This window comes from Euzebyella marina (assembly GCF_014855515.1).
Lineage (GTDB): Bacteria > Bacteroidota > Bacteroidia > Flavobacteriales > Flavobacteriaceae > Euzebyella > Euzebyella marina.
Map to the genome: position 1 here is coordinate 693,324 of NZ_JACYFK010000001.1, position 23,792 is coordinate 717,115.

Genomic DNA, 23,792 nt, shown 5'->3' on the forward strand with positions numbered 1-23,792 from the left:
AATATTTATTATGAAAAATTTATATCACATACTCATAGTCATTATACTAGCATCTTGCGGAGACAACACTGTAAATACCTATGATAACAGCCAGAAAGACAAAAGCTTTTCTAACGATTTGATTGCCGTTACCAAAAATCAGTTTGAAAAGGGAGAAATGCGTCTGGGAAGCATTGAAAACAAAGCTTTTCTTGAAACCATAGATACCAATGGTAGTATCGATGTTCCACCAGAAAAAAAGGCTATCGTAAACGCCACCATGGGCGGCTATATAATGAGTACACCTCTATTGGTAGGTGATCAAGTTAAAAAAGGCCAATTATTGGTGACCATTGAAAACCCTGAATTTATCACCCTCCAACAAGAATACTTAGAAGCCAAAGAACAATTGACTTATTTAAAATCAGAATACGAAAGGCAAATTTTGATGAAAAAGGAAAACATTACTTCTCAGAAGAACTTTCTACGAGCTGAAAGTGAGTACAAAACCACCCATGCCCGCTACGCCAGTCTTCGAAAGCAATTGGTGATGATTCATATTTCTCCTTCAGAAGTCGAAAAAGGAAATATTTCAAGTGTCACTTCGATATTTGCCCCGATTAGCGGTAGTATTACCGATATCCATGTAAGCAAGGGCTCTTATGTATCTCCTGCGTCGTCAATTCTAGAGATTATAGACAACAATCACATTCATCTTGAACTTTCTGTATTTGAAAAAGATATCATGAAAATTAAAAAGGGACAAGAAATTCAATTTAAGATACCAGAAGCATCCGATTCTATATTCTACGCTCAAGTCTACCTTATCGGAACTTCAATAAATGAGAATAGAACTATAAAGGTTCACGCACACCTTAAGAATGAAGCAAAACATCAATTTTTGACCGGTATGTTCGTTAATGCCAAAATTGTTGTGGGCACTGTTGAAAAAAAAGCCCTTCCTTCGCCGGCCTTAGTGCTTTTTGACACAAAAGAGTACGCTCTAGCTCTTGAAAAAAAGGAAGAAGACATTTATTACTTTAAGCAGATTGAATTGAAAACTGGAGATGTATTTGATAACTTCATTTCTTTAGAAGAAGAGCAAAAAATAGACACCTCATCACAATATTTAATAAGCGGTGCTTTTAATTTGATAGGGGAATGAAATAAAAAAATTGTGAGTTCCCTTTGGGTGTCGCTTTAACCTAAACCAACATCTAGGGTCATCATAATGATAAATCCGCCTACGAAGCCCATTGTGGCAATATCGGTATATTTATCTTGCTGTGTTTCGGGTATCACTTCTTCTACTACTACAAAAAGCATGGCCCCTGCCGCAAAAGAGAGGGCATAAGGTAAAATTGGTTCAAAAGTCAGGACTGCCCACGCACCCAATACGCCTGCCAATGGCTCCACGATTGCGGAGGCCTGACCGTACATAAAGCTTTTGGTACGGCTTAGACCATGTCTGCGCAATGGCATGGCTACCGCAAAACCTTCCGGAAAATTTTGTAAACCAATGCCCAAAGCCAAGGCAACTGCCCCACCAATGGAAGCACCTTCAAAACCAGCTGCGACACCACCAAAAAGTACACCTACGGCCAACCCCTCGGGAATGTTATGTAGCGTAATGGCCAACGTTAAAAGGGTGGTACGCCTCCACGGTGTTTTGACACCTTCCGCCTCGCTTTCCTTGAAGTTGATGTGTAAATGCGGTAAGATTTTGTCAAGCCCGAAAATAAAGGCGGCACCCAACAAGAAGCCCACTGCTGCAGGAATTACTTTTACAAAACCCTCGCCAGGGCTCATTTCGATACCCGGGGCCAAAAGACTCCAAAAACTGGCAGCTACCATTACCCCACCGGTAAAACCTAACATGCCATCAAGAACCGCCCGGTTCATGGTCTTGAACAAAAAGACCAATGATGCCCCCAAAGCGGTTAGACCCCAAGTAAAAACGGTAGCATAAAATGCTGCCAGAACGGGGTCTATAGACTCAAAATAATCAATAACCTGTCGAATCATTATTCCGTAATTTTTAAATATAGGTTCGATGCAATTTGCTGAGAGATATGAATGTCTTTATTTGAAATTCTAACATGCAGCGAACCATCGAATTCCTCTTTGTCCAAAACCTTCACCGAATCGCCCAAAGCAATATTGTTCTTGTCAAGAAACTTTAAGAAAGGGGCCGAAGAATCTTTCACTCCCACACAAATACCGCTTTTACCAATAGGTACTTCGCTCAATAATTTTTTAATCGCTTTTTTAAACTCGCCTTTTTTAGAAGGAATAGGGTCGCCGTGGGGATCCACTTCAGGGTAATCCAGAAGTTTGTCTAAGCTATCTATCAGCTTTTCACTTTTAATATGTTCCAGTTGTTCGGCGACTTCATGAACTTCATCCCAAGAAAAACCCAGCTTCTCAACCAAAAAAACCTCCCAAAGACGATGCTTTCGAACCAAGGTCAAAGCAGTTTTCTGGCCATGTTCCGTTAAACTGACCCCCTTATAAGGTCGATAGTTCAGCAGCCCTTTTTCCGACAGTTTCTTGACCATATCGGTGACCGAAGACGGCTTGGTATCCATTTGCTCCGCGACCGCATTTGTTGAAACGGTGGTGTTTTCCCCTTTTCCTAAATGATATATCGCCTTTATGTAATCTTCCTCTGAAAGGGTCATCTTTATTTTTAATTATGTAAAAATACATTTTTATTACTAAAAACAAATTTTTAGTTTTGTCTAAATTTAAATTTATACACAATTAAATAATTATTTCGACAAACCATATAACTACATATATCAAATTCTTAAGTCTTTTCTTTCTAATGCATTCTGTTTATGCACAACAAGGAACTATTGAAGGAACAGTTACGGATGGTGATTACGGAGTGGCTTATGCCAATGTTTTTCTAAACGGAAGTGATATTGGCACTGCTTCTGACGAGAATGGTAATTTCGCAATTACCGATGTTCCGGAAGGAAGTTACCATTTAAAGGTCAAAGTGCTGGGCTATCAATCTTTTTCAACCCCCATCAAGGTCGTCTCGGGAAAATCGACTAAACTTGATATCGTTCTACAAGAATCATCTGAACAATTAGAAGAAACCGTGGTAACGGGCACCTTAAAAGCCGTTAGCCGGTCTGAAAGCCCCGTTCCCGTGGAAGTTTATAGCCCTACTTTCCTAAAAAAGAACCCCACGGCCAATATTTTCGAGGCGCTTCAAAATGTCAACGGGGTTCGACCCCAAATCAATTGCAATGTTTGCAATACTGGTGATATTCATATCAATGGTCTGGAAGGCCCCTATACCTTGGTTTTGATAGATGGAATGCCGATTGTAAGCGGATTGGGTTCGGTATACGGGCTATCCGGTATACCCAACTCATTGATCGAACAAATTGAAATTGTAAAAGGGCCTGCTTCTTCACTGTACGGAAGCGAAGCCGTTGGAGGTCTGATCAACATTATTACCAAAAATAGTCTAGAAGCCCCTGATTTCTTTGCAGATGCCTTTGCAACAGGTTGGGGAGAATATAACTTGGATATTGGGGCTAAAATTTCTGTCGGTAAAAAGACCGATATGCTATTAGGTGTTAACTACTTTAACTATGACCAATTGATTGACAATAACGACGACAATTTCACCGACCTTACTTTACAGAATCGGATTTCTATTTTTCAGAAATGGAATTTTAAAAGAGAGAAATCCCGTATTTTTTCTTTGGCAGGAAGGTTCTTTTACGAAGACCGCTGGGGAGGTGAATTACAATGGACCCCCGAATTTAGGGGCGGTAATGAAATTTATGGTGAGAGTATTTACACAACCAGATGGGAGATATTGGGGAAATATCAGTTACCTATACATGAAAAAATGTTGCTTTCCTTTTCCTATAATGACCACAAACAGAATTCGGTCTATGGCGATACCCCCTACATTGCTGATCAACGAATTGGTTTTGCCCAATTGACGTGGGACAAAAAAATTGAGTGGCACGACCTCTTGTTTGGTACTGCCGTCAGATATAAGTACTACGATGATAATACGACGGCTACGGTAACGGCTGATGAAGTGACCATACCTAGTCTTTTTTTGCAAGATGAAATGCAATTAGCACAGAAACACTCCCTTTTGTTGGGCATGCGCTATGACTATGATAAAAGGCACGGAAACATTTTGACGCCTAGACTTGCTTACCGCTGGAAATTGGGCGACAATGATATTTTTAGGTTTAACGCAGGTACCGGCTTTCGAGTGGTTAATTTATTCACCGAGGAACATGCTGCCCTTACAGGAGCAAGAGACGTTTTGGTTACCGAAGAGCTCAAGCCCGAAAGGTCGATCAATTTCAATCTCAATTACCTTAAAAAAATCTATAGCGACAATGGTACGTTTATGAGTTTAGATGCTTCCGCATTCTACACCTCTTTCAGCAACGCCATTTTGCCTGACTACGATTCAGACCCCAACCAAATTATTTATGACAATTTAGACGGAACTTCCGTCTCTCAAGGGGTAAGTGCGAATGTCGATTTGGTCTTTCCGAGTAGCTTTAAAATAATGGTCGGAGCCACGTTTCAAGATGTAAGTCAAACCGAAGACGGTTCTAAGCAAAGACAAATTCTTACAGAGAGATTTACGGGAACTTGGGGTTTATCCTATGATATTAGGTCCCCTAAGCTGAGCATCGATTATACAGGAAACATTTACGGCCCCATGCGACTGCCTATTTTGGGCGAACAAGACCCCAGACCGGAGTACAGCCCAACTTGGAGTATTCAAAACATACAGTTCACCTATAAAGGGCTTGAAAATTTTGAATTCTATGGGGGGATTAAAAATCTGTTGAATTGGACCCCTAATAATGGTGTCCCGTTTCTTATTGCACGTGCAAACGACCCTTTTGACAGAAATGTTACTTATGAGGCAAACGGTAATGTGGCAGCTACCGATGATAATCCCTATGCGCTAACCTTTGACCCCTCCTATGTGTATGGACCCAACCAAGGTATTAGAGCATTTTTCGGATTAAGGTATAGACTCGATTAAGCAAATACATTCTAATTATATATTTATTTTTAAGGTCGTTACTTATGATTAATGACTGAGACCAATAACCATTACGACTATATTATTGTGGGGGCCGGAGCGGCCGGCCTAATGCTTGCAACGGCCATGGCACAAGACTCCTTTTTTGACCACTCAAAAATTCTGGTTCTAGATAAGGATCCAAAAAATGTAAACGATAGAACCTGGTGCTTTTGGGAAAAAGGTGATGGACAGTTCGACCATATCGTAAGTTATGAATGGAGTCAAATAAATTTCACCGGAAAGCAATTTTCTAAGGACTATAATATCAATCCATACACCTATAAGATGGTTAAAGGTCTGGATTTTTATAAGGATTCTCTCACCCTTTTATCTTCAAAAGAAAATATTCATTTTAAAATCGAGGAAGTAGTCCAAATCATCGAAAAAGAAGATGGTGCAGTCATAAATACCCTGAATTGTCAGTATGAAAGCAAGCAAGTATTTAATAGTATTTTCTCGTACGAACAGGCGAAAAAACAATCGAAATATCCAGTTTTAGAGCAGCATTTCTTGGGATGGCACATTAAAACAGACCAATCGGTATTTAATCCGAAAAGAGCCACTTATATGGACTTTTCCATTCCTCAAAAGGGGAATACAAGGTTTATGTATGTTTTGCCATTTTCCGAACGCGAAGCTTTAATCGAGTATACCCTATTCAGCCAAAATAAATTACCCGAAAAAGAATACTCAGACGCCCTGGAAGAATACCTAAAGGAAAATTTTGGACTGAAAAGCTATACCATAGTCGAAAAAGAGTATGGTAGCATACCTATGACCTGCTATGATTTTTCAAAAAATAACAGTAGGCATATATTTAATATTGGTACCGCCGGTGGCTGGGCCAAACCTAGTACTGGTTATGCCTTTATGAGTACTGCTAATATGATTCCGAAACTGGTCCATCATTTGAAAGCGAATATACCTCTTTCAAACCTTAACCGTAAAAACAGATTTTGGTACTATGATTTGCTTTTGCTAGACGTTTTAGCCCAGAAAAACCATCTCGGACATTACCTCTTTCAGTCTATTTTTGAGAAAAGAGACCCCCAATTGTTGTTTAAATTTCTAAGCGAAAAAACCTCATTTCCAGAAGAGATATACCTAATTTTCAGTTGCCCTAAATATCAATTTATCAGAACTTTAATAAAGAGAATAGCATATTAGTAAAAAATCATAGCTAAAATCAATCAAGCCAAAATCACAAGGGTTAAATACAGTTTTTAACAAAAATTTATTGTTTTTAACGAATATTGGCTACTTTTAGCATCGATTTAACTCTAGAAACTTAACTAATATGAACTACCAACCTAACCTTAGTAGGGAAAGGTATGTGCGTTTTTTACGCCACTTTTTCACCCTCCTATTATTTCTTGGAGGAACAAAATTCTCCATCGCCCTAGCTCAATCAACCATCGAAGGTACTGTTACAGATGCAGCAGGAACCCCTTTGCCCGGTGTGAGTGTTGTAATCGATGGCACTACACAAGGTGTATCAACAGATTTTGACGGAAACTATTCAATTGATGTAGAAAGCTCAGATGCAGTCTTGATTTTCTCATACATCGGGTTTGTTTCTCAAACGATTTCGACCGATGGCCGCTCAAGCATCGACATTCAAATGCAAGAAGACGTTTCAAATCTTGAAGAAGTTGTCGTTGTTGGTTACGGTACTCAAAAAAGAGCTACCGTGTCCGGATCTGTCGCCTCTGTAAAAGGTGAAGAACTAACTAAATCTCCTACCGTTAACCTGACCAACTCCCTTTCTGGTCGAGTAGCAGGTTTATTTGTCAACCAGCCAAGTGCAGAACCAGGTTATGACAATGCTACCATAAGAATTCGGGGAACAAATACTTACAACAATACAGGGGCACTTGTAGTTGTTGATGGAATTCCCGATAGAGATGGAGGTTTAGCTCGTATCAACCCGGCTGATATCGAAAGTATATCTGTTTTGAAAGATGCCTCCGCCGCTATATATGGGGCAAGGGCTGCGAACGGAGTTATTCTTGTAACCACTAAACGCGGGAAATCAGGAAAACCTAAAATAACTTATTCTTCAATGCAAGGCTGGGCTACGCCAACAGTCATTCCGGACATGGCCAATTCACCGCAATATGCCGAACTAAGAAATGAGCTTGAGGTCTATAATTTGCCTGTTGAAGAATGGCAAGCCGCTACCAACGCTTTCAACTCGACCGGCACCTATACAAGGCCAGACGGTTCTCAAAGAGATGCCATTTATACACCTGAAGATATTGAATTGTTCAGAAACGGTACGGATCAATGGGGGCATCCCGACACTGACTGGTTCGGTGAAACCTTTAAGAGGGGAGCTTCACAAGAAAAACACACAATGCAACTTACTGGCGGTAGCGAAAACTTCAATTACTTTAGTTCGCTAGGATACTTAAAACAAGATGCATACTATAAGCAATCGGCTACTGGCTATGAGCAATATGATTTACGTATCAATTTGGACGCTAAAATAAGTGAAGGCATTCAGTTTAAAATAGGGGTATTAGGCAGAGAGGAAAAAAGGTATTTCCCTACTGAATCAGCTGGGGCCATTTTTAGAATGTTGACCCGAGGTCGCCCTACCGAACCGGCTTACTGGCCAAACGGTTTCCCTGGTCCTGACATTGAAAACGGTCAACAACCAGTGGTTATTACAACCAATGCTACCGGTTATGACCGAGACACTCGAGATTTCTTTCAGTCAAATGCTACTTTAGATATCGATATTCCTTGGGTGGAAGGTTTAAAACTTCAAACAACTGCTGCAATTGACAAAAGCTTTAACAACAGAAAAGTATGGAGAACTCCTTGGCAACTTTACACTTGGGATGGAGTAAACGAAAATGAATCAGGATTAACACCCGTTCAAAGGGGTCCTGCCGAGCCTAGATTAACCCAATATGCTCAAAATAGGTTAAATATTCTTTTGGGTGCCAATCTTCAGTACCAAAAGGCTTTTGGCGACCACAATCTTTTAGTTCTTGCAGGTACCAACAAAGAGACCAAAACATATGAAGGCTTCGATGCATTTAGAAGATATTTTATCTCACCTGTGATTCAAGATCTTTTTGCAGGAGGCACCAATGAGCAGAATATTAATGGCTCATCTGACCGAGCTTCTAGGTTAAACTATTTCGGTAGGGTATCCTATGATTTTCAGGAGAAATACCTGATGGAGTTTTTATGGAGATATGACGGGTCGTACCTTTTCCCTGAGGAAACAAGATATGGTTTCTTCCCTGGTTTTACCGCAGGCTGGGTGGTAACCAAAGAAAAATGGTTCGAGAATATGACCAGCGACTCTTATTTCAACCATCTAAAATTGAGGGCTTCTTGGGGTCAGTTAGGTAATGATAAATTTGACGATAGCGAATTTCCGGCCAATCAGTTTTTGGCAACTTACGGGTTTGGTAATTATGTGGTCAACAACTCATTGGTCACAACCCTTAGCGAATCGAGAGTTCCTAATACTGGAATAACTTGGGAGGTTGCAACCAACATAAACGTAGGTCTTGATGCTCGTTTCATAAAGAATAAGTTGAATCTAGAATTTGATTGGTTCTTAAACAAACGTACCGACATCCTTACCACTCCTTCGGCTTCTCTACCAGCCTTATCAGGTATTTCGCCACCACGTCAAAATTTCGGGGAGGTTGAAAACAAAGGTTTTGACTTTATCTTGGGTTGGAACGACTATGTAGGTGAAGATTTCAGTTATGGTATCACCATTAATGCTGGGTATGCCAAAAACAAAATTCTATTTAACGATGAAGCAGAAGGTTCCCCTGAATGGCAACGAGTTACAGGGCGTACGATTGGTGCTCAGCTAGTCTATGGATATGACGGAATTTTCGCCACTCAAGCAGATATCGATTCAGAAACTTTAGATTATTCAGCATTAGTAAACAACCTAAGACCTGGTGACATGAAGTTAGTCGATTATGACGGGGATGGTAGAATAACCCCCGATGATCGTTACCGAACTGATCGAAACATCTACCCTACCCTACAAGGGGGTGTCAATTTAACCGCTAGCTATAAGAATTTTGATATCAGCATGCTATTTCAAGGTGCATGGGGCGGAGAATTGTTCTTTAACTTCAGTGAAGCAGGTACCATCGGTAATTATCTGGAAAGAGACTATAACAATAGATGGTCGGTCAACAACCCGAGTACTGTACACCCACGTATCACCAACCGCGCTGATCAGTACTATAGTAATGGCAATACCTATTGGAGACAAGACACTGACTACATGCGACTTAAGAATTTTGAACTTGGGTACAATTTTCCTCAAGAAATTATTGGTCAAATTGGTCTAAGCAATTTGAGATTTTATCTAAATGGTTCTAACTTATTCACATGGACGGATGCCATTTTTGATCCAGAAGGTTTGAACACAAGTGGTAGAGACTACCCAGTTTCAAAAATATTAAGTGCAGGTTTTTCCATTTCATTCTAAAAAATTATACTATGAAAATTATAAATGCAATCAAAGGATGGAGAGTGGTTTTACCTTTGGCCATTGTTACACTTGGCTGTAACGATGATTTTACGAGTATCACTCCTTTAAGCGAAGTCTCAGAACAAAGTGTTTGGTCTGATGCCGGTTTGGCCGAAGCTACTGTCACCGGAGCCTATAATGGCCTTGGTGCAGGGGGTTTGGATGAACAGATGTTAGCGTCATTGACAGATGAGGCCATATTTACCCACACAGGAAGAAGCATCAACACTATAAACGAATCGCGTACGAATTCTGCCGATCCTGGATGGGTAAATAATACATGGGATTGGAATAACATGTACGGCTACATTAGAGATACAAATCTAGCTATCACTAATCTAAGCACCGGTCAAATTGAAGATAATGATTTGGTAAATAGACTATTAGGTGAGTCCTATTTTCTTAGGGCTTATTACTACCACCAACTACTTCGATTTTATGGCGGCGTACCTTTAATAGACGAGCCCCTGCAATTAGATTCTGATTATGATATTCCTAGAAATTCTTTTGAAGAATGTGTGAACTTCATTGTAGCTGACTGCGAAAGAGCATTTGACTTACTTGATGGTCGTGAAATGGAGTCAGGAAGAGCTAACCCTACAGTGGCTTTGGCCCTGAAGGCTCGTATTTTACTCTATGCCGCCAGCGACCTTCATGATTATTCAACTGCATCAGCAAACTCATCTTTGTTATCAGGTTATTCTAATCCTGAACTTATCGCATATACTTCAGGTGACCAGCAGCAAAGATGGATCCAGGCAAGGGATGCCGTTAAGGAAGCATTGGATTACTCAACCACCGGGTATAAATTAGATTTGACCTCACCTGTTTCATTAGAGGAAGGCCAACAAAATTATACTGATATCTATCTGGCCAGCAATGGTGGTGAAAATGATATTATTTGGGAGCGGCAATATGTTGAAATTAGTGGTCCCGGTAGACAAATCGGTCTGTTTAATGGCCCAAATGGCTACCATAACTGGGCAGGAAATGCTCCCTTACAAAACTTGGTCGATGATTATGCCATGAGCGATGGTTCCGAATTTGATTGGGACAATCCAGATCATGCCAGTGCTCCTTATGAAAACAGAGAGGCTAGGTTTTATGCTACCATACTTTATGATGGTGCCGATTGGAAGCCTAGACCTTCTGATGTTACCGAAAGAGACCCGGCCGATCAAATTCAAACTGGTCAATATGAGATCAATGGATCAGGAAGTGTTGAAACGCATTTCGGTCTAGACACCCGTCAAAGTCCGGTTGAAGACTGGAACGGTACCCGTACCGGTTACTATACCAAAAAGTTTATCAACCCAGATCCTGCTTTTGTCGACCAAACTGATTTTCAGACAATTCCTTGGCCCTTCTTTAGAGAAACTGAGTTAGTCTTAAATTATGTTGAAACCCTTTTGGAAACTGGTGATGAAGCAGAAGCAACAAATTGGTTAAATAAAATCAGATTCAGAGTCGGGCTTCCTGCAATAACAGCTACCGGAGACGAGCTTGTAGATGTTTATAGAAACGAAAGAAGAGTAGAACTGGCCTACGAAGAACATAGGTATCACGATGCAAGAAGATGGATGATTGCCGAAAGCACTTTAGGTGCACCTGCAGTTGGTATTCAAATTACTGGAGAACTAAAGCCCGGGGCTACGGTATCAATCTATAAATACGACCCAGCGAACTATGACTACTCATACGTGCCAACAACTGTTGACCCAGGTTTTGAAAATCGCTTGTGGTTAGATAAAACATATTACGTACCAATCAGAATAGCCGAATTAAATGCCAATACCGCTTTGATTCAGAATCCTGGTTATGATTAATTTTAGTTAATAGTATATAATTACGGCCCTAGTTCATTGAACATAGGGTCGTTTTTTTAATGCCTCTTCTCTTTTTGTAGATTTACCTTATTACTTTCAAGAGCACCTGTTGATGAAGTCAATTAATCGAAACATATCTAAAATTTGTGAATCATATCGATTCACCCTCTACATCTCTTTTTTACTAATCTTTTTAATGACTAGTTGTGAGAAAACTTATGAGCTCTCTGGAAAAAATGCTTCTTCTGAACGAATTTTTACCAAGCTTAATTCAAACGAGACAGGAATTGATTTTTCAAATCTTTTAGACGAAGACATTCGATATAATGGCCTACAGTATGAATATTTTTATAATGGTGGGGGTGTAGCCGTGTCTGATTTCAATAATGATGGGTTAAAAGATATATTCTTTGTTTCGACCATTAACCAGCATAAATTGTTCTTGAATAAAGGGGATTTAAAATTTGAAGATGTATCCCACATGACCGGCATTCTTAATCAACAGCACTTCTCCACAGGCGTCACTGTTGTTGACATCAATAATGATGGTTGGATGGATATCTACTTATCCAATTCGGGAAAATTTAAAAATCCAGAAACCAGAAGAAATAGGCTATTCATAAATACAGGGGCCAAGAATAATGAAGGGATACCTGTTTTTAAAGAGGAAGCTAAAAATTACGGCCTTGACAGTTCAGATTGTTCTACCCAAGCCTCTTTTTTTGATTATGATAAAGATGGTGACCTTGACATGTTTCTTCTCAACCACAGCCCCAGCCCTTACCCAGAAGATAAATCTTTGCTTGAGTTATCTCAAACAGATGGAGGAGTCGCCAACAACCGCCTCTACAGAAACGATAACGGACGTTTTACAGATATTAGCCATGAAGCAGGCATCATACAGAACCGCTTGTCTTACGGGTTAGGAATCTCAATAGGCGACATCAACAACGACACCTGGCCAGACATTTATATAGCCAATGATTTTACGGGTAAAGACTTGCTCTACATAAATAATCAAGATGGCACTTTTGTCGAAAGAATAAACGAGGCCACAAATCATATATCCTTTTTCTCAATGGGTAATGATATTGCCGACATCAATAATGATGGTTGGATGGATATGATGGTGGTAGACATGATGGGCGCTAACAATTATGACATTAAAACCAGTATGAGCGGTATGAACCCCGCACGTTTCTACGAAACGGTAAATTCAGGGCAACATTATCAATACATGTACAACACCCTACAACTTAACTCGGGCTACCTTCAAGAAAATGGGGTGCCAATTTTCTCAGACATTGCTCAATTGACTGGGGTATCGAATACAGATTGGAGCTGGGCTCCCCTGTTTTTTGATATGGATAATGATGGACATAAAGACCTTTTTGTCTCGAACGGTATCAAAAGAGACTTTAGAAACAACGATTTTGTAAACTACGTCAACAAAAAGCAAGACTCTATACGCCAAGCCAAAAGCATGGATGTTAAAGATTATATCTCCGATGTGATGCTAAAAATGCCTACTAGAAAAAAAGAGAACTATTTTTTTAGAAACTCAGGCAATTTAGAGTTTACCCAAATGAACAAGGTATGGGGCGACAGTGTAGAGACCAGTTCCAATGGTACAATATATGCTGACCTTGACAATGATGGCGATTTAGAACTCATCGTCAACAATACAGATGACCCGGCCTATATTCTTAAAAACAATTCAAGAGAGCTTGGCCTTGCGCACTATTTGACTATTGCCTTCAATGGGCCAGATGGTAATCGAGATGGAATTGGCACCAGGGTAACCGTTCATTCCTCGGCAGGAAAGCAAACCCAGGAATTATATTTTTCAAAAGGTTTTATGTCGGCAAAGGATAGAGAGCTTCATTTTGGACTTGGAATCGATGAAACGGCATCAGTAGAAATTCTTTGGCCAGATAATACCAAACAGGTATACCCAAATGTCAAGATTGACGAAACATTGGTAGTTGATTATAAAAATTCGACAGCCCAGACAGGCTCTGAAGAAAAATCGGCCGACTCAACACTCTTTACCAAACAAAACATAGAAGGCCTTGAATACAACCACGTAGAAAATTCATTCGATGATTTTAAACGAGAGAGCTTGCTTCCTCACAAAATGTCAAATGAAGGGCCTGCTCTGTCAGTAGGAGATATCAATGGCGACGGTCTGGAAGATGTTTTCGTCGGTGGGGCGATAGGTCAGGCTAGTGCACTTTTCAAGCAAAATTCCGATGGCAGTTTTACCAAAGCCTTAACTACAGTCTTTGAAGACACCTCTATGTATGAAGATGTTTCTTCGTTACTTTTCGATGCCGATCAAGACGGAGATCTTGACCTGTATGTTACTAGCGGAGGTAATGAATATTCAGAAGGCTCACCCTATCTTGAAGACAGGTTGTACATAAACGACGGCAAGGGTCAATTCAAATTAAATAAAAATGCCCTACCAGTTATCTCAAATAGTAACTCCTGTGTTAAGCCTGTTGATTTCGATAAAGATGGTGACCTTGATCTTTTTATTGGAGGCCGACAAATTCCGGGGAAATACCCAGCTCCGGCGAAGAGTTACGTATTAATCAACCAAAGTTCTAAAGATTATATTAAATTCACGGTAAGTGATTTTACGGAAAATGAGGTATGGAATGTTTTAGGCATGGTGACCGATGCCGTTTGGACCGATATAAATGGAGATGGCTTTTCTGATTTGGTTGTGTGTGGCGAATGGATGCCCATTCGAATTTTTGAGAACATTCAAGGTAAGAACCTTGAGGAAAAGACCGATCAATATGGCCTTACCAATACCAATGGTTGGTGGTACAGTCTGATAGCAAAAGATTTTGATAAAGATGGTGATATAGACATTATTGGTGGCAACCTTGGTCTTAATTATAAATACAAAGCCACCAACAAGGCTCCTTTTGAAGTTTTTGCCGATGATTTCGACACATCAGGTTCCAATGACATCGTACTAAGTTATTACGACGATGAGAATTTAGTACCATTGCGTGGTCGCGAATGTTCTTCGAACCAAATGCCCTTCATAAAAAAGAAATTTCCAACGTATGATTCCTTTGGAAAAGCTGCGATAGATGACATTTTCAATAAAAATCAATTGGAAAGTTCACTCAACCTAAAGGCTTATACCTTTGCAACCTCTTATCTTGGGAACAATGGAGGAAAATTTGAGGTCAGTAAGATGCCAGTAGAGACCCAACTATCGTCGGTAAATGAAATAATAGCCGATGACTTTGACGATGACGGTCACTTAGACCTATTAATGGCCGGTAACCTTTATGCTTCCGAGGTAGAAACACCTAGAAACGATGCACTATTATCTTTATTTTTGAAAGGTCTAGGAAATGGCCAATTTGAACCATTAGCAGCAGGAGATAGCGGATTAATGACAAAAGGAACCGTCAAGGGCGTTCAACTGATAAGGGTAAATGGAGACAAAAAGGTGGTATTTGCCAAAAACGATGATGCTTTAGAGATTTTCGGTATTCGTTAGACCTTTCTAACCATCAAACTCTCTCCAAATTGTCTAAGTACATCTTTCTTTTCCTTAGAAACAGGCAGCTTTTCTAAAATAGCAAACGCACTATTAGAATACTCTCTAATTGCTTCAGATGTGGCATCGGCCGAACCGCACTCAACAAACAGTTCTTTTATGGTCTGAATTTTGGCGGTAGGGTCGACTGGCTGAATAGAATAGAGATCCAGTAGTTCTTTCTTCTGAATATCGGTACCGCCTTCAAGCGTTTTAAGATATAAATAGGTTTTTTTATTTTCTATGATATCGCCCCCAATCTGCTTCCCGAAAGTTTCAGGATTGCCAAAAGCATCTAAATAATCGTCTTGCAATTGAAATGCTATTCCCAAATGAAGGCCAAACCGATATATATCAGACTGAACATTTTCCGGTTGGCCTGCCGTAATAGCGCCCATCTGAAGTGCAGCACCAATTAATACCGCCGTTTTATATTCAATCATTTGTAAATATTCGGGAATGGTTACATCTTCCCTAGTTTCAAAATCGATGTCGTATTGCTGCCCCTCACAGACTTTTAAGGCCGTTTCACTGAACAGTCTAGACAATTTCTGAAAAATTAAGGGTTCATAACCTTCCAAAACCCGATAGGCACTTATCAACATGGCATCTCCAGAAAGAATACCCGTATTTACATTCCACTTTTCATGTACCGTGGTCTTGCCCCTGCGCAAGGGTGCATCATCCATAATATCGTCATGAACCAAAGAGAAATTATGAAATACCTCTATTGCCAATGCAGCATTAAGAGCTTTTCTATAGTCTCCACCAAATAATTCCGCTGAAAGCAATGTAAGAACGGGGCGAAGCCTTTTACCGCCTAAGTTCAATATATAGTTGACCGGCTCATAAAGATTGACCGGCTCTTTATCGATGGTATATTCCTTTAAATAACTTAAGAACTCTGAACGATAAAACTCGATAGACTGCATGCAGTGATTTTTTGCCAAAAATAAGTCCATTTTACCGAAACTGGGTACGACTTTGCACTTCCATAGAAAAAAATCGGTCTAAAAATGCAATAGATTTGAAAAGCTTCGTCTATAGAGATGAAGATAGCATGATGATATGCCCTCAATGAGTACCGAAGTAGACAGTTATAACAAATTGACCACTTTTTTTAGCGAAGAATATCGTTCGCTAAGGGCGTATGCGCAATCTCGTATAGACAATACGACCGATAGAGATGCCGAGGACATTGTTCAAGATGTGGCGTTGAACATATTTTCGCGTGCCGATAGCTCGGTACCCATTGAAAATATTGCCGGTTTTGTGTACCGGTCAATACGAAATAAGATTGTCGACATTATGCGAACTAGAAAAATAAGCTTAGAAGATGAAGATGAGGCAGAACGCCAACTGAACCAACTTGGTGAAGAATTATATGGCGAGAGTGACGAATTGTTTTCAGAAGAAATGACTTCCGATCTCAAAAAAGCCATTCAGGAGCTTAAAGAACCTTACCGAGATATTATTATCGCCATTGATTTCGAAGATTATAGTTATAGAGAAATAGCTGCGCAGACAGGTATACCTGAAGGCACCTTGATGTCAAGAAGGCACAGGGCCCTGTCATTGCTGTACCGAGCACTTGAAAATAAAAAGAACAGAACTTATTAAATATAAAATCATGAAAGATTATGTTGAACATCAAGTAAAGTCAAAGTTTGAAAGGGTAGTAAAAAAGGTTTTCAAGATCATATGTATCTGCATCTTGGTCTTTCTCTTTCTTTTATTGTTCGGGTACGGGTTTATGTACCTATGGAATTGGCTCATGCCAGATATATTCGGCCTTAAGACTATAACCTATTGGCAGGCAGTCGGTATTTTGGTCTTGGCCAAAATATTGTTCGGTGGTTTTAGCGGACGCAAATCAGGAAAGGGCAAACCATCTAGAAAAAAATGTGGCCCGGGACGAAAAATGAAGTTAAAGAGCGATTTCTCTAAATGGAAACACTATGACAGCTTTTGGCAAGAAGAGGGCGAACAGGCTTACAACGACTTTGTAGCCCGTAAAACCCAAGAGAATAACGACACCAACTGAGCGTTCGCGTTAAAAAATTGTAAAACCTAAGAAACTTTTTATGTTTTTAAAGTTTCCTAGAGTATATTTGCCGCTCATTATGAAAGAAAAGATTCTAGAAAAAGCGGGAGATATGTTCTTGACACTTGGTTTCAAGAGCGTTACGATGGATGACCTTGCTCAACAAATGGGCATATCTAAAAAGACGATTTATACCCATTTTGAAAATAAGACCAAATTGGTTGCGGCCTGTACCCACCACCTCTTCGAAGTTATTTCTGGTGGCATCGATGGTATTTGCGCCCTTAATAAAAATCCCATAGAAGAACTTTATGAGATCAAAAAATATGTAATGCAATTCTTGAAAGATGAAAAATCATCACCGCAGTACCAATTGCAAAAATATTATCCCAAGATTTATTCTGAAATGCGAGAGAACCAATACTGCAAAATGAAAACTTGCGTGGTAGACAATATTCAGAGAGGTTTAGACCAGGGTTTTTATAGGGAAAACCTTAACGTTGAATTTATCTCACGAATCTATTATGCAGGTGGTGTAATCATTAAGGATCACGCGCTTTTTCCACCCGATAAGTTCTCGCATGCACAACTTATGGATGATTTTTTGGAATATCATTTACGCGGAATTGTAACACCTAAAGGAAGAAAGATACTAAATACAATAATCAACTCTAATCAAGAATAGAATGCAAAAGTATATTCTAAACCTATTCATACTTTTCTTATCGGTGACGGCTTTGGCCCAAGAACCAGAATTAAAGACTTATAGCTTCACTCTGGAAGAGGCTATCGAGTTTGCCTTAGAAAACAATTACAGCGCCATCAATTCAGATAGAGATTTGGTTGACGCCCGTAAACAAAAATGGGAAACTATTGCTGACGGTTTACCACAGATCAATGGTTCGGTCAGTTATCAAAACCAGCTAAAGCAGCCTGTTTCGTTACTACCTGCCGAACTGGCGGGCGGCGAACCCGGAACTTTTATTCCCGTGGTTTTTGGTCAACCCCAACAAATGACGGCCACAGCGACCCTCACACAAAAAATATTTGACGGCTCGTACATCGTTGGCGTACAGGCCACCAAGTCATTTTTGAGTTATAGCGCCAATAATAATGAAAAAACTGACCAAGATGTTCGCAAGGCCGTTGTTGAGGCTTATGGCAACGTGCTTCTGGCAAAAGAAAGTGTTGCGATTTTCGAAAAGAACAAAGGTACTCTAGAGAACAATCTTTTTGAAACGCAAAAACTTTTCGAAAACGGGCTTAGCGATGAAGAGAGTGTTGAACAACTGCAGATAACATTATCATCTGTAGACAACCAATTGAAAAATGCAGTAAGATTAGAGAATATTACCCTTCAGATGCTCAACCTCGTAATGGGTATCGCTATCGACGCCCCTACTCAATTAGAGGAAGACCTTGATGCCCTTGCTGTAAAACAAATCGATTTTGAATTGATGGAAACTGAATTCAACATTGAAAACAATGTTGATTACAAGATGGCCATAAATTTGACTGAGCAGCGCTTCTTTGAGTGGAAATTGGCCCGTAGCCGTGCTCTGCCCACGCTAAGTTCATTTGTAAATTATGGAAGCTCTTCGTTTGCCGATAAATTTGATTTTTTCAGTAGTGATCAAGATTGGTTCGACTCTTCGGTTCTAGGGTTTGATTTAAGCATACCCTTGTTCAGTTCAGGAAAAAGAAGCGCGAGTACCGCAAGGGCGAAAATTGCTCTAGAAAAAGCAAAAACCCAGCTTTCAGAGGCCGAAGAGCAAATACGTCTTCAACTCGAACAAGCCAAAAGTAATTACATACTTTCCATTGAGGAGTATAACACGGCCAAAGAAAACTTAGGTCTTGCCGAACGTATTGAAAACAAGAACCAAATAAAATATACCGAGGGCTTGGCAAGCAGTTTCGATTTGAGGCAAGCACAAACCCAACTTTATGATGCTCAATCAGGTTACTTGCAGTCAATGGTCGAAGTAATCAACAAAAAAACTGAATTGGAGCTCATCTTGAATGACCCAGAAAAACAACTCTAAAAACAACAACCCTTTTTAAGATGAAAAAAGCAATATACTTATTAACCATTCTGCTAGTCGCGGTTGCATGTGGCAGCAAAGAACAATCTTTAGAGAGTCTTATTTCGCAAGGTGACCTTGCCGCCCTAAGGGCTAAAAAATCAGAAATTTCTGAGCAGCAAAAGCAAATCGAATCTCAAATAAGAAGATTGGATTCCGCCATTGCCCTCAAATCTGGCAGTGAAAAGCTTCCGTTGGTGAATACCATTGAAGCGGAAGCACAGAAGTTCAATCATTATTTAGAACTTCAAGGTGATGTTAGCACCAAGCAAAATGTGCTCATCTATCCTGAAATGTCCGGAACGCTTCAAAGAGTTTATGTAAAAGAAGGCCAGAGAGTCAACAAAGGTCAAACCTTGGCTGTTATCGATGACGGCGGTATGGGAAGCCAGTTGTCTCAACTTAAAACCCAAGCCGAATTGGCCAAGACCACATACGAAAGAAGAAAAAGACTTTGGGATCAAAAAATAGGTTCAGAAATTGAGTACCTGTCAGCCAAAACAGAATACGAAGCGGCCCAAGATGCCATTAAACAATCGGAGAGCCAATTAGGTAAATCAACGATAAGAGCTCCTTTCTCAGGTATTATTGACGATGTCATCAAAGACCAAGGTACGGTTGTTACTCCCGGCCCAGGTTCAGAGGTGTTTAGAATTGTTAACCTTTCAGACATGTACATCAAAGTTGATGTTCCTGAGACCTATTTAGGCGCTGTATCTGAAGGTAAGCAAGCACTGGTCTATTTTCCGGTTCTCGGTGACAGCATAACCACTAAGGTGCGTCAAACTGGTAATTTCATCAACCCTTCGAACCGTTCATTTAGTGTCGAAATTCCCGTACCGAACAAAAACGGAACCATCAAGCCCAACCTCACGGCAAAGGTTAGTTTAAACGATTATACAAGCGAAGGAGCGATTCTTATACCATCCAGTATAATATCGGAGAACGCTGAAGGTGAGCAGTATGTTTACGTAGCTGCTGAGCCAAACGAAGATGAAGAGGCCGTGGTAAGCAGAACTATCATTACTACCGGTAAAACCCAGAACGGACAGGTAGAAGTTCTTACCGGTCTAAATAACGGAGACCATATTATCAAAGAAGGCGCCAGAAGCGTTAAAGATGGTCAGAAAGTAAAAATCAAAAACTAGACATCGATGAGCAAAATAAAAAAGAACGCCGATAAGGAATTTAAATTATCGTCATGGGCCATCGATAATCCTTCGGTTATCTATGTAATGATCGGTATTTTCCTTTGGCTAGGGTTTTCGGCCTATATGGCTATGCCCAGGGAAGATTTCCCTGAAATCGTTGAGACCAAAATCTACATTAGTACTCCCTACCCTGGGAACACGGCAGAGGATATTGAAAGACTGATTACCGACCCTCTTGAAGATCGATTAAAAAACGTCAGTAACGTAGTTGAAATTACCTCGACCTCACAAGAAGATTATGCAATCATAACGGTTGAATTTGATGAGGAAATCACCGTTGAACAGGCCAAGCAAAAGGTCAAAGATGAAGTAGACGGGGAAAAGGCGAGTGAAGATTGGCCTACTTTTAACGGCGCCAAAGTAGAACCGAATGTGTTCGACCTGAACTTCTCTGAAGAAGTACCCATAATGAACATCAATTTCACAGGTGATTATACCGTAGAAAAACTTAAGGAGTTCGCAGAGCACCTACAAGATGAAATTGAAGACCTTCCTGAAATAAAGAAGGCCGATATTAGAGGTGCACAAGAGAAAGAGGTAGAGGTGGCCGTTGATATTTATAAAATGATGGCTGCGAAGGTGAGCTTTCAAGATGTACTTAATGCCATTTCTAACGGTAACATGACCATGTCTGCCGGTAACCTCAAAACGAGCGGCCAACGTAGAACCATCAGAATCCTTGGGGAAATCGACAAGCCCAAAGAACTGGAGAATTTTGTAGTAAAATCAGAAAACGGTGCCGTTTACTTAAAGGATATTGCAGCCATAAGTTTTGAGGAGCAAGACAAAACCACATTTGCTCGTGAGTTCGGTGATAATGTGGTTATGTTGGATGTAAAGAAACGTGCCGGTAGAAATGCCATTTCAGCGGCCGACCAGATCAAGGAAATAGTTAAAGAAGAGTTGGCTAATTACTATCCGCCGGACTTACACATTTCTATCGCGAACGATTCATCTACCAGAACATTGAACCAAGTAGATGATTTGGTTAACAATATCATCTTCGGAATTATCTTAGTAGTAACCGTACTGATGTTCTTCTTGGGCTTTAGAAATGCGCTTTTCGTAGGCTTTGCGATACCTATGTCAATGTTTATGTCATTCGTCATCTTAAACCTGCTTGGCTACACCTTGAACACAATGATACTGTTCGGTATGATCATGGGCCTTGGTATGCTGGTTGACAACGGTATTGTGGTGGTTGAAAACGTTTATCGCTTAATGGATGAGGGCATGTCTCGCACCGAAGCTGCGAAAAAGGGTATTGGTGAGATCGCTTTTCCTATTATCATATCAACAGCGACCACCGTGGCAGCGTTTGTTCCGTTAGGTCTTTGGCCAGGTATCTTTGGCCAGTTTATGATTTACTTCCCGATTACGTTATCGGTGGTATTGGGTTCTTCGCTCTTCGTGGCCATATTCATGAACTCTATGTTGGTATCACAATTTATGAGTACCGATGAAAAAGAATTGACAAGAAAACAGCTGATCAGACTCACCTTGATTTTAGGTGGCTTCGGACTTCTATTCCTGATATTCGGTGGTGCGCTGAGAGGTCTAGGGTCGGTATTGATTTTAACAGCTCTTATGTTCTGGGTATATAAATATGCCATTAAAGGAGCAGCGGTCAATTTTCAGAAGAAAACCATGTCACGCTTCGAGAATTGGTATGAAAAGAGGTTAAAGCATGCTTTAAGGGGCCGCAATGTATATTGGTACTTCAGCATTACCTTTTTGATGTTAATTGGTGTATTTATGCTATTCGGCGCTTCATTGGGCAGTGGCAGAACGAAAGTAGAGTTCTTCCCTGACAATAAGCCTAACGAAATCTATGTGTACATAGAATATCCGCAAGGAACCGCCATAGAAAAGACCAATGAAATTACCCAAGATATAGAGAATAGGGTCTACGAGGTATTGGACAATTCGGAATACAAGAAAGACGGTGAAAATTTTATGGTTGCCTCTGCAGTATCGGTTGTTGGCGAAGGAGCAGGAAACCCGCTCACGGATGGTGGATCATCTGCCGAAATGCCTCATAAAGGTAAGGTAACCGTTAACTTTAGCGAATACAAGTTCAGAAACGGTATTAACACCGAAGATATTAGGGCAAGGGTTCAATCTGCTCTTGAAGGCATCTACCCCGGTGTTGCTATTTCCGTTGAAAAAGATGCCAATGGCCCACCAGCAGGCTACCCTATCAACATCGAACTTGAAGGGAAGGATTATGACCAATTAATCAATACAGCCGAAGACATTAGAAACTTTATCAACACCAAGAATATCGGTGGTATTGAAGAGCTAAAGATTGATGTAAACAAGGGCAAACCCTCAATGCAGGTTATTGTAGATAGGGAAAAAGCCGGTGAACTAGGTGTTGCCGTAGGTCAAGTAGGTAATCAGTTGAGAAGGTCGCTGTTCGGAGAGAAAGCAGGAGTTTTCAAAGAAGAAGGTGAAGATTATGATATCAATGTGCGCTTCAACGAAGATTTACGGTATAACAAAAGTGCTCTGTTTAATCAAAATATCATTTTTAGGGATGCTGCAAGCGGGCAAATCAAAGAAATACCTATCTCTGCAGTAGCAAAAGAAAAGAATACCTCTGCATTTAGCGCCATTAAGCACAGAGATGGTGAAAGGGTGGTAACTGTTTACTCAGGTCTTAAACCAGGGTTTACAGATGCCGGTGCCATTGTTGCCGAGATTCAAAAAGAAATGGAAGATTTCAAAGGTGTGCCTGAGGATATCAAAATTGATTACACTGGGCAACTTGAAGAGCAGAACAAGCAACAAATGTTTTTGATCGGGGCTTTCTTCTCCGGACTCGGGCTGATCATGCTTATTTTGATTTTCCAGTTTGGCGGTATCTCCAAGCCTTTGATTATCATGATTGCCATATTCTTAAGCTTTATCGGGGTGTTTGGTGGATTGATGCTTACAGGATGGTCATTCGTAATAATGATGACCATGATGGGTATTATCTCGCTTGCAGGTATTGTGGTCAACAACGGGGTGGTACTCTTGGATTACACTCAAATTTTAGTAGACCGGAAAAAGGTGAAATTGGGTATGGACGATAGTGACTTGTTAACTTTAAAAGATGCTACCTCAGCCATAGTTCAAGGTGGAAAAGCGAGGTTGAGACCTGTAATACTTACAGCAATCACCACCGTACTTGGTCTTATACCGTTGGCCATTGGTCTGAACATAGATTTCTTCTCATTGTTCTCAGAATTCAACCCGAAAATCTATGTGGGCGGTGACAACGTGGTATTCTGGGGTCCACTGGCATGGACAGTTATCTTCGGATTATTGGTAGCAACCTTTCTTACATTAATAATTGTACCTGTTTTATTCAATATTGTATATAGAATAAAGATCTGGGTAAGGGGAACTAATAAGAAAACTGAAAAGGTAGAAACACCAACGGCAGAAGTTATTGCATAAACTTAACCCCAAGTTTTAA

Annotated in this window: 15 protein-coding genes; 12 read left to right on the forward strand and 3 right to left on the reverse strand. The window is 40.3% G+C overall.

Features of this window, described 5'->3' with window-relative positions; genetic code table 11:
* Positions 1–10: 10 nt before the first annotated feature.
* Positions 11–1,144 carry an efflux RND transporter periplasmic adaptor subunit gene (locus IL356_RS02690; protein WP_225621370.1) on the forward strand — a complete coding sequence of 378 codons (1,134 nt, stop codon included), beginning with the start codon at positions 11–13 and terminating at the stop codon, positions 1,142–1,144.
* Positions 1,145–1,179: 35 nt separating this feature from the next.
* On the opposite strand, the gene IL356_RS02695 is transcribed toward IL356_RS02690, so the two are convergent.
* Both IL356_RS02695 and IL356_RS02700 read right to left on the reverse strand, forming a co-directional pair.
* The gene (locus IL356_RS02695) at positions 1,180–2,004 is read right to left on the reverse strand and encodes a ZIP family metal transporter (protein WP_225621371.1); all 825 of its coding nucleotides are present in this window, start codon (positions 2,002–2,004) and stop codon (positions 1,180–1,182) included.
* Complete coding sequence (locus IL356_RS02700; RefSeq protein WP_121847332.1) at positions 2,004–2,660, reverse strand: metal-dependent transcriptional regulator; 657 nt, start codon at positions 2,658–2,660, stop codon at positions 2,004–2,006. Before IL356_RS02700 ends, IL356_RS02695 begins: the two co-directional genes overlap by 1 nt.
* A gap of 146 nt (positions 2,661–2,806) precedes the next feature.
* Here IL356_RS02700 and IL356_RS02705 point away from each other — a divergent pair, with 146 nt between their 5' ends.
* The 5 genes from IL356_RS02705 to IL356_RS02725 all read left to right on the forward strand — a co-directional run bounded on the left by IL356_RS02705 (position 2,807) and on the right by IL356_RS02725 (position 14,948).
* Complete coding sequence (locus IL356_RS02705) at positions 2,807–5,029, forward strand: TonB-dependent receptor (RefSeq protein ID WP_121847331.1); 2,223 nt, start codon at positions 2,807–2,809, stop codon at positions 5,027–5,029.
* 51 nt (positions 5,030–5,080) lie between these two features.
* Positions 5,081–6,238, forward strand: a complete 1,158-nt coding sequence (locus IL356_RS02710; protein ID WP_121847330.1) for a lycopene cyclase family protein — start codon at positions 5,081–5,083, stop codon at positions 6,236–6,238.
* A 130-nt stretch (positions 6,239–6,368) separates the two neighbouring features.
* Positions 6,369–9,551 (forward strand): SusC/RagA family TonB-linked outer membrane protein, encoded by a 3,183-nt coding sequence (locus tag IL356_RS02715; protein WP_121847329.1) that lies wholly within the window; start codon positions 6,369–6,371, stop codon positions 9,549–9,551.
* An 11-nt stretch (positions 9,552–9,562) separates the two neighbouring features.
* The gene (locus IL356_RS02720; protein WP_121847328.1) at positions 9,563–11,419 is read left to right on the forward strand and encodes a RagB/SusD family nutrient uptake outer membrane protein; all 1,857 of its coding nucleotides are present in this window, start codon (positions 9,563–9,565) and stop codon (positions 11,417–11,419) included.
* Positions 11,420–11,615: 196 nt separating this feature from the next.
* The gene (locus tag IL356_RS02725; RefSeq protein WP_162987784.1) at positions 11,616–14,948 is read left to right on the forward strand and encodes a VCBS repeat-containing protein; all 3,333 of its coding nucleotides are present in this window, start codon (positions 11,616–11,618) and stop codon (positions 14,946–14,948) included.
* Here IL356_RS02725 and IL356_RS02730 read toward each other — a convergent pair.
* Positions 14,945–15,919 carry a polyprenyl synthetase family protein gene (locus IL356_RS02730; protein WP_121847326.1) on the reverse strand — a complete coding sequence of 325 codons (975 nt, stop codon included), beginning with the start codon at positions 15,917–15,919 and terminating at the stop codon, positions 14,945–14,947. The two genes, IL356_RS02725 and IL356_RS02730, sit on opposite strands and share 4 nt — an antisense overlap.
* 145 nt (positions 15,920–16,064) lie before the next feature.
* On the opposite strand from IL356_RS02730, the gene IL356_RS02735 reads away from it, so the two are divergent.
* The 6 genes from IL356_RS02735 (at position 16,065) to IL356_RS02760 (ending at position 23,773) form a co-directional block, all read left to right on the forward strand.
* Positions 16,065–16,607 (forward strand): RNA polymerase sigma factor, encoded by a 543-nt coding sequence (locus IL356_RS02735; RefSeq protein WP_121850561.1) that lies wholly within the window; start codon positions 16,065–16,067, stop codon positions 16,605–16,607.
* Between the two features lie 10 nt (positions 16,608–16,617).
* On the forward strand, positions 16,618–17,031 hold the full coding sequence (locus tag IL356_RS02740) for a hypothetical protein (protein ID WP_225621372.1): 414 nt from the start codon (positions 16,618–16,620) through the stop codon (positions 17,029–17,031).
* Between the two features lie 79 nt (positions 17,032–17,110).
* Positions 17,111–17,716 carry a TetR/AcrR family transcriptional regulator gene (locus tag IL356_RS02745; RefSeq protein WP_121847325.1) on the forward strand — a complete coding sequence of 202 codons (606 nt, stop codon included), beginning with the start codon at positions 17,111–17,113 and terminating at the stop codon, positions 17,714–17,716.
* A 1-nt stretch (position 17,717) separates the two neighbouring features.
* A complete protein-coding gene (locus IL356_RS02750; protein WP_121847324.1) occupies positions 17,718–19,076 on the forward strand; it encodes a TolC family protein in 1,359 nt (452 codons plus the stop codon).
* A gap of 20 nt (positions 19,077–19,096) precedes the next feature.
* Positions 19,097–20,263, forward strand: coding sequence for an efflux RND transporter periplasmic adaptor subunit (locus tag IL356_RS02755; RefSeq protein WP_121847323.1), 1,167 nt, complete (start codon positions 19,097–19,099; stop codon positions 20,261–20,263).
* A gap of 6 nt (positions 20,264–20,269) precedes the next feature.
* On the forward strand, positions 20,270–23,773 hold the full coding sequence (locus tag IL356_RS02760) for an efflux RND transporter permease subunit (protein WP_121847322.1): 3,504 nt from the start codon (positions 20,270–20,272) through the stop codon (positions 23,771–23,773).
* Positions 23,774–23,792: the final 19 nt, after the last annotated feature.

Excerpts from the sequence above, each read along its gene's own strand:
- IL356_RS02690 (WP_225621370.1), top strand. The coding sequence starts at position 11 with ATGAAAAATTTATATCACATACTCATAGTCATTATACTAGCATCTTGC.
- IL356_RS02695 (WP_225621371.1), bottom strand. The coding sequence starts at position 2,004 with ATGATTCGACAGGTTATTGATTATTTTGAGTCTATAGACCCCGTTCTG.
- IL356_RS02700 (WP_121847332.1), bottom strand. The coding sequence starts at position 2,660 with ATGACCCTTTCAGAGGAAGATTACATAAAGGCGATATATCATTTAGGA.
- IL356_RS02705 (WP_121847331.1), top strand. The coding sequence starts at position 2,807 with ATGCATTCTGTTTATGCACAACAAGGAACTATTGAAGGAACAGTTACG.
- IL356_RS02710 (WP_121847330.1), top strand. The coding sequence starts at position 5,081 with ATGACTGAGACCAATAACCATTACGACTATATTATTGTGGGGGCCGGA.
- IL356_RS02715 (WP_121847329.1), top strand. The coding sequence starts at position 6,369 with ATGAACTACCAACCTAACCTTAGTAGGGAAAGGTATGTGCGTTTTTTA.
- IL356_RS02720 (WP_121847328.1), top strand. The coding sequence starts at position 9,563 with ATGAAAATTATAAATGCAATCAAAGGATGGAGAGTGGTTTTACCTTTG.
- IL356_RS02725 (WP_162987784.1), top strand. The coding sequence starts at position 11,616 with ATGACTAGTTGTGAGAAAACTTATGAGCTCTCTGGAAAAAATGCTTCT.
- IL356_RS02730 (WP_121847326.1), bottom strand. The coding sequence starts at position 15,919 with ATGCAGTCTATCGAGTTTTATCGTTCAGAGTTCTTAAGTTATTTAAAG.
- IL356_RS02735 (WP_121850561.1), top strand. The coding sequence starts at position 16,065 with ATGAGTACCGAAGTAGACAGTTATAACAAATTGACCACTTTTTTTAGC.
- IL356_RS02740 (WP_225621372.1), top strand. The coding sequence starts at position 16,618 with ATGAAAGATTATGTTGAACATCAAGTAAAGTCAAAGTTTGAAAGGGTA.
- IL356_RS02745 (WP_121847325.1), top strand. The coding sequence starts at position 17,111 with ATGAAAGAAAAGATTCTAGAAAAAGCGGGAGATATGTTCTTGACACTT.
- IL356_RS02750 (WP_121847324.1), top strand. The coding sequence starts at position 17,718 with ATGCAAAAGTATATTCTAAACCTATTCATACTTTTCTTATCGGTGACG.
- IL356_RS02755 (WP_121847323.1), top strand. The coding sequence starts at position 19,097 with ATGAAAAAAGCAATATACTTATTAACCATTCTGCTAGTCGCGGTTGCA.
- IL356_RS02760 (WP_121847322.1), top strand. The coding sequence starts at position 20,270 with ATGAGCAAAATAAAAAAGAACGCCGATAAGGAATTTAAATTATCGTCA.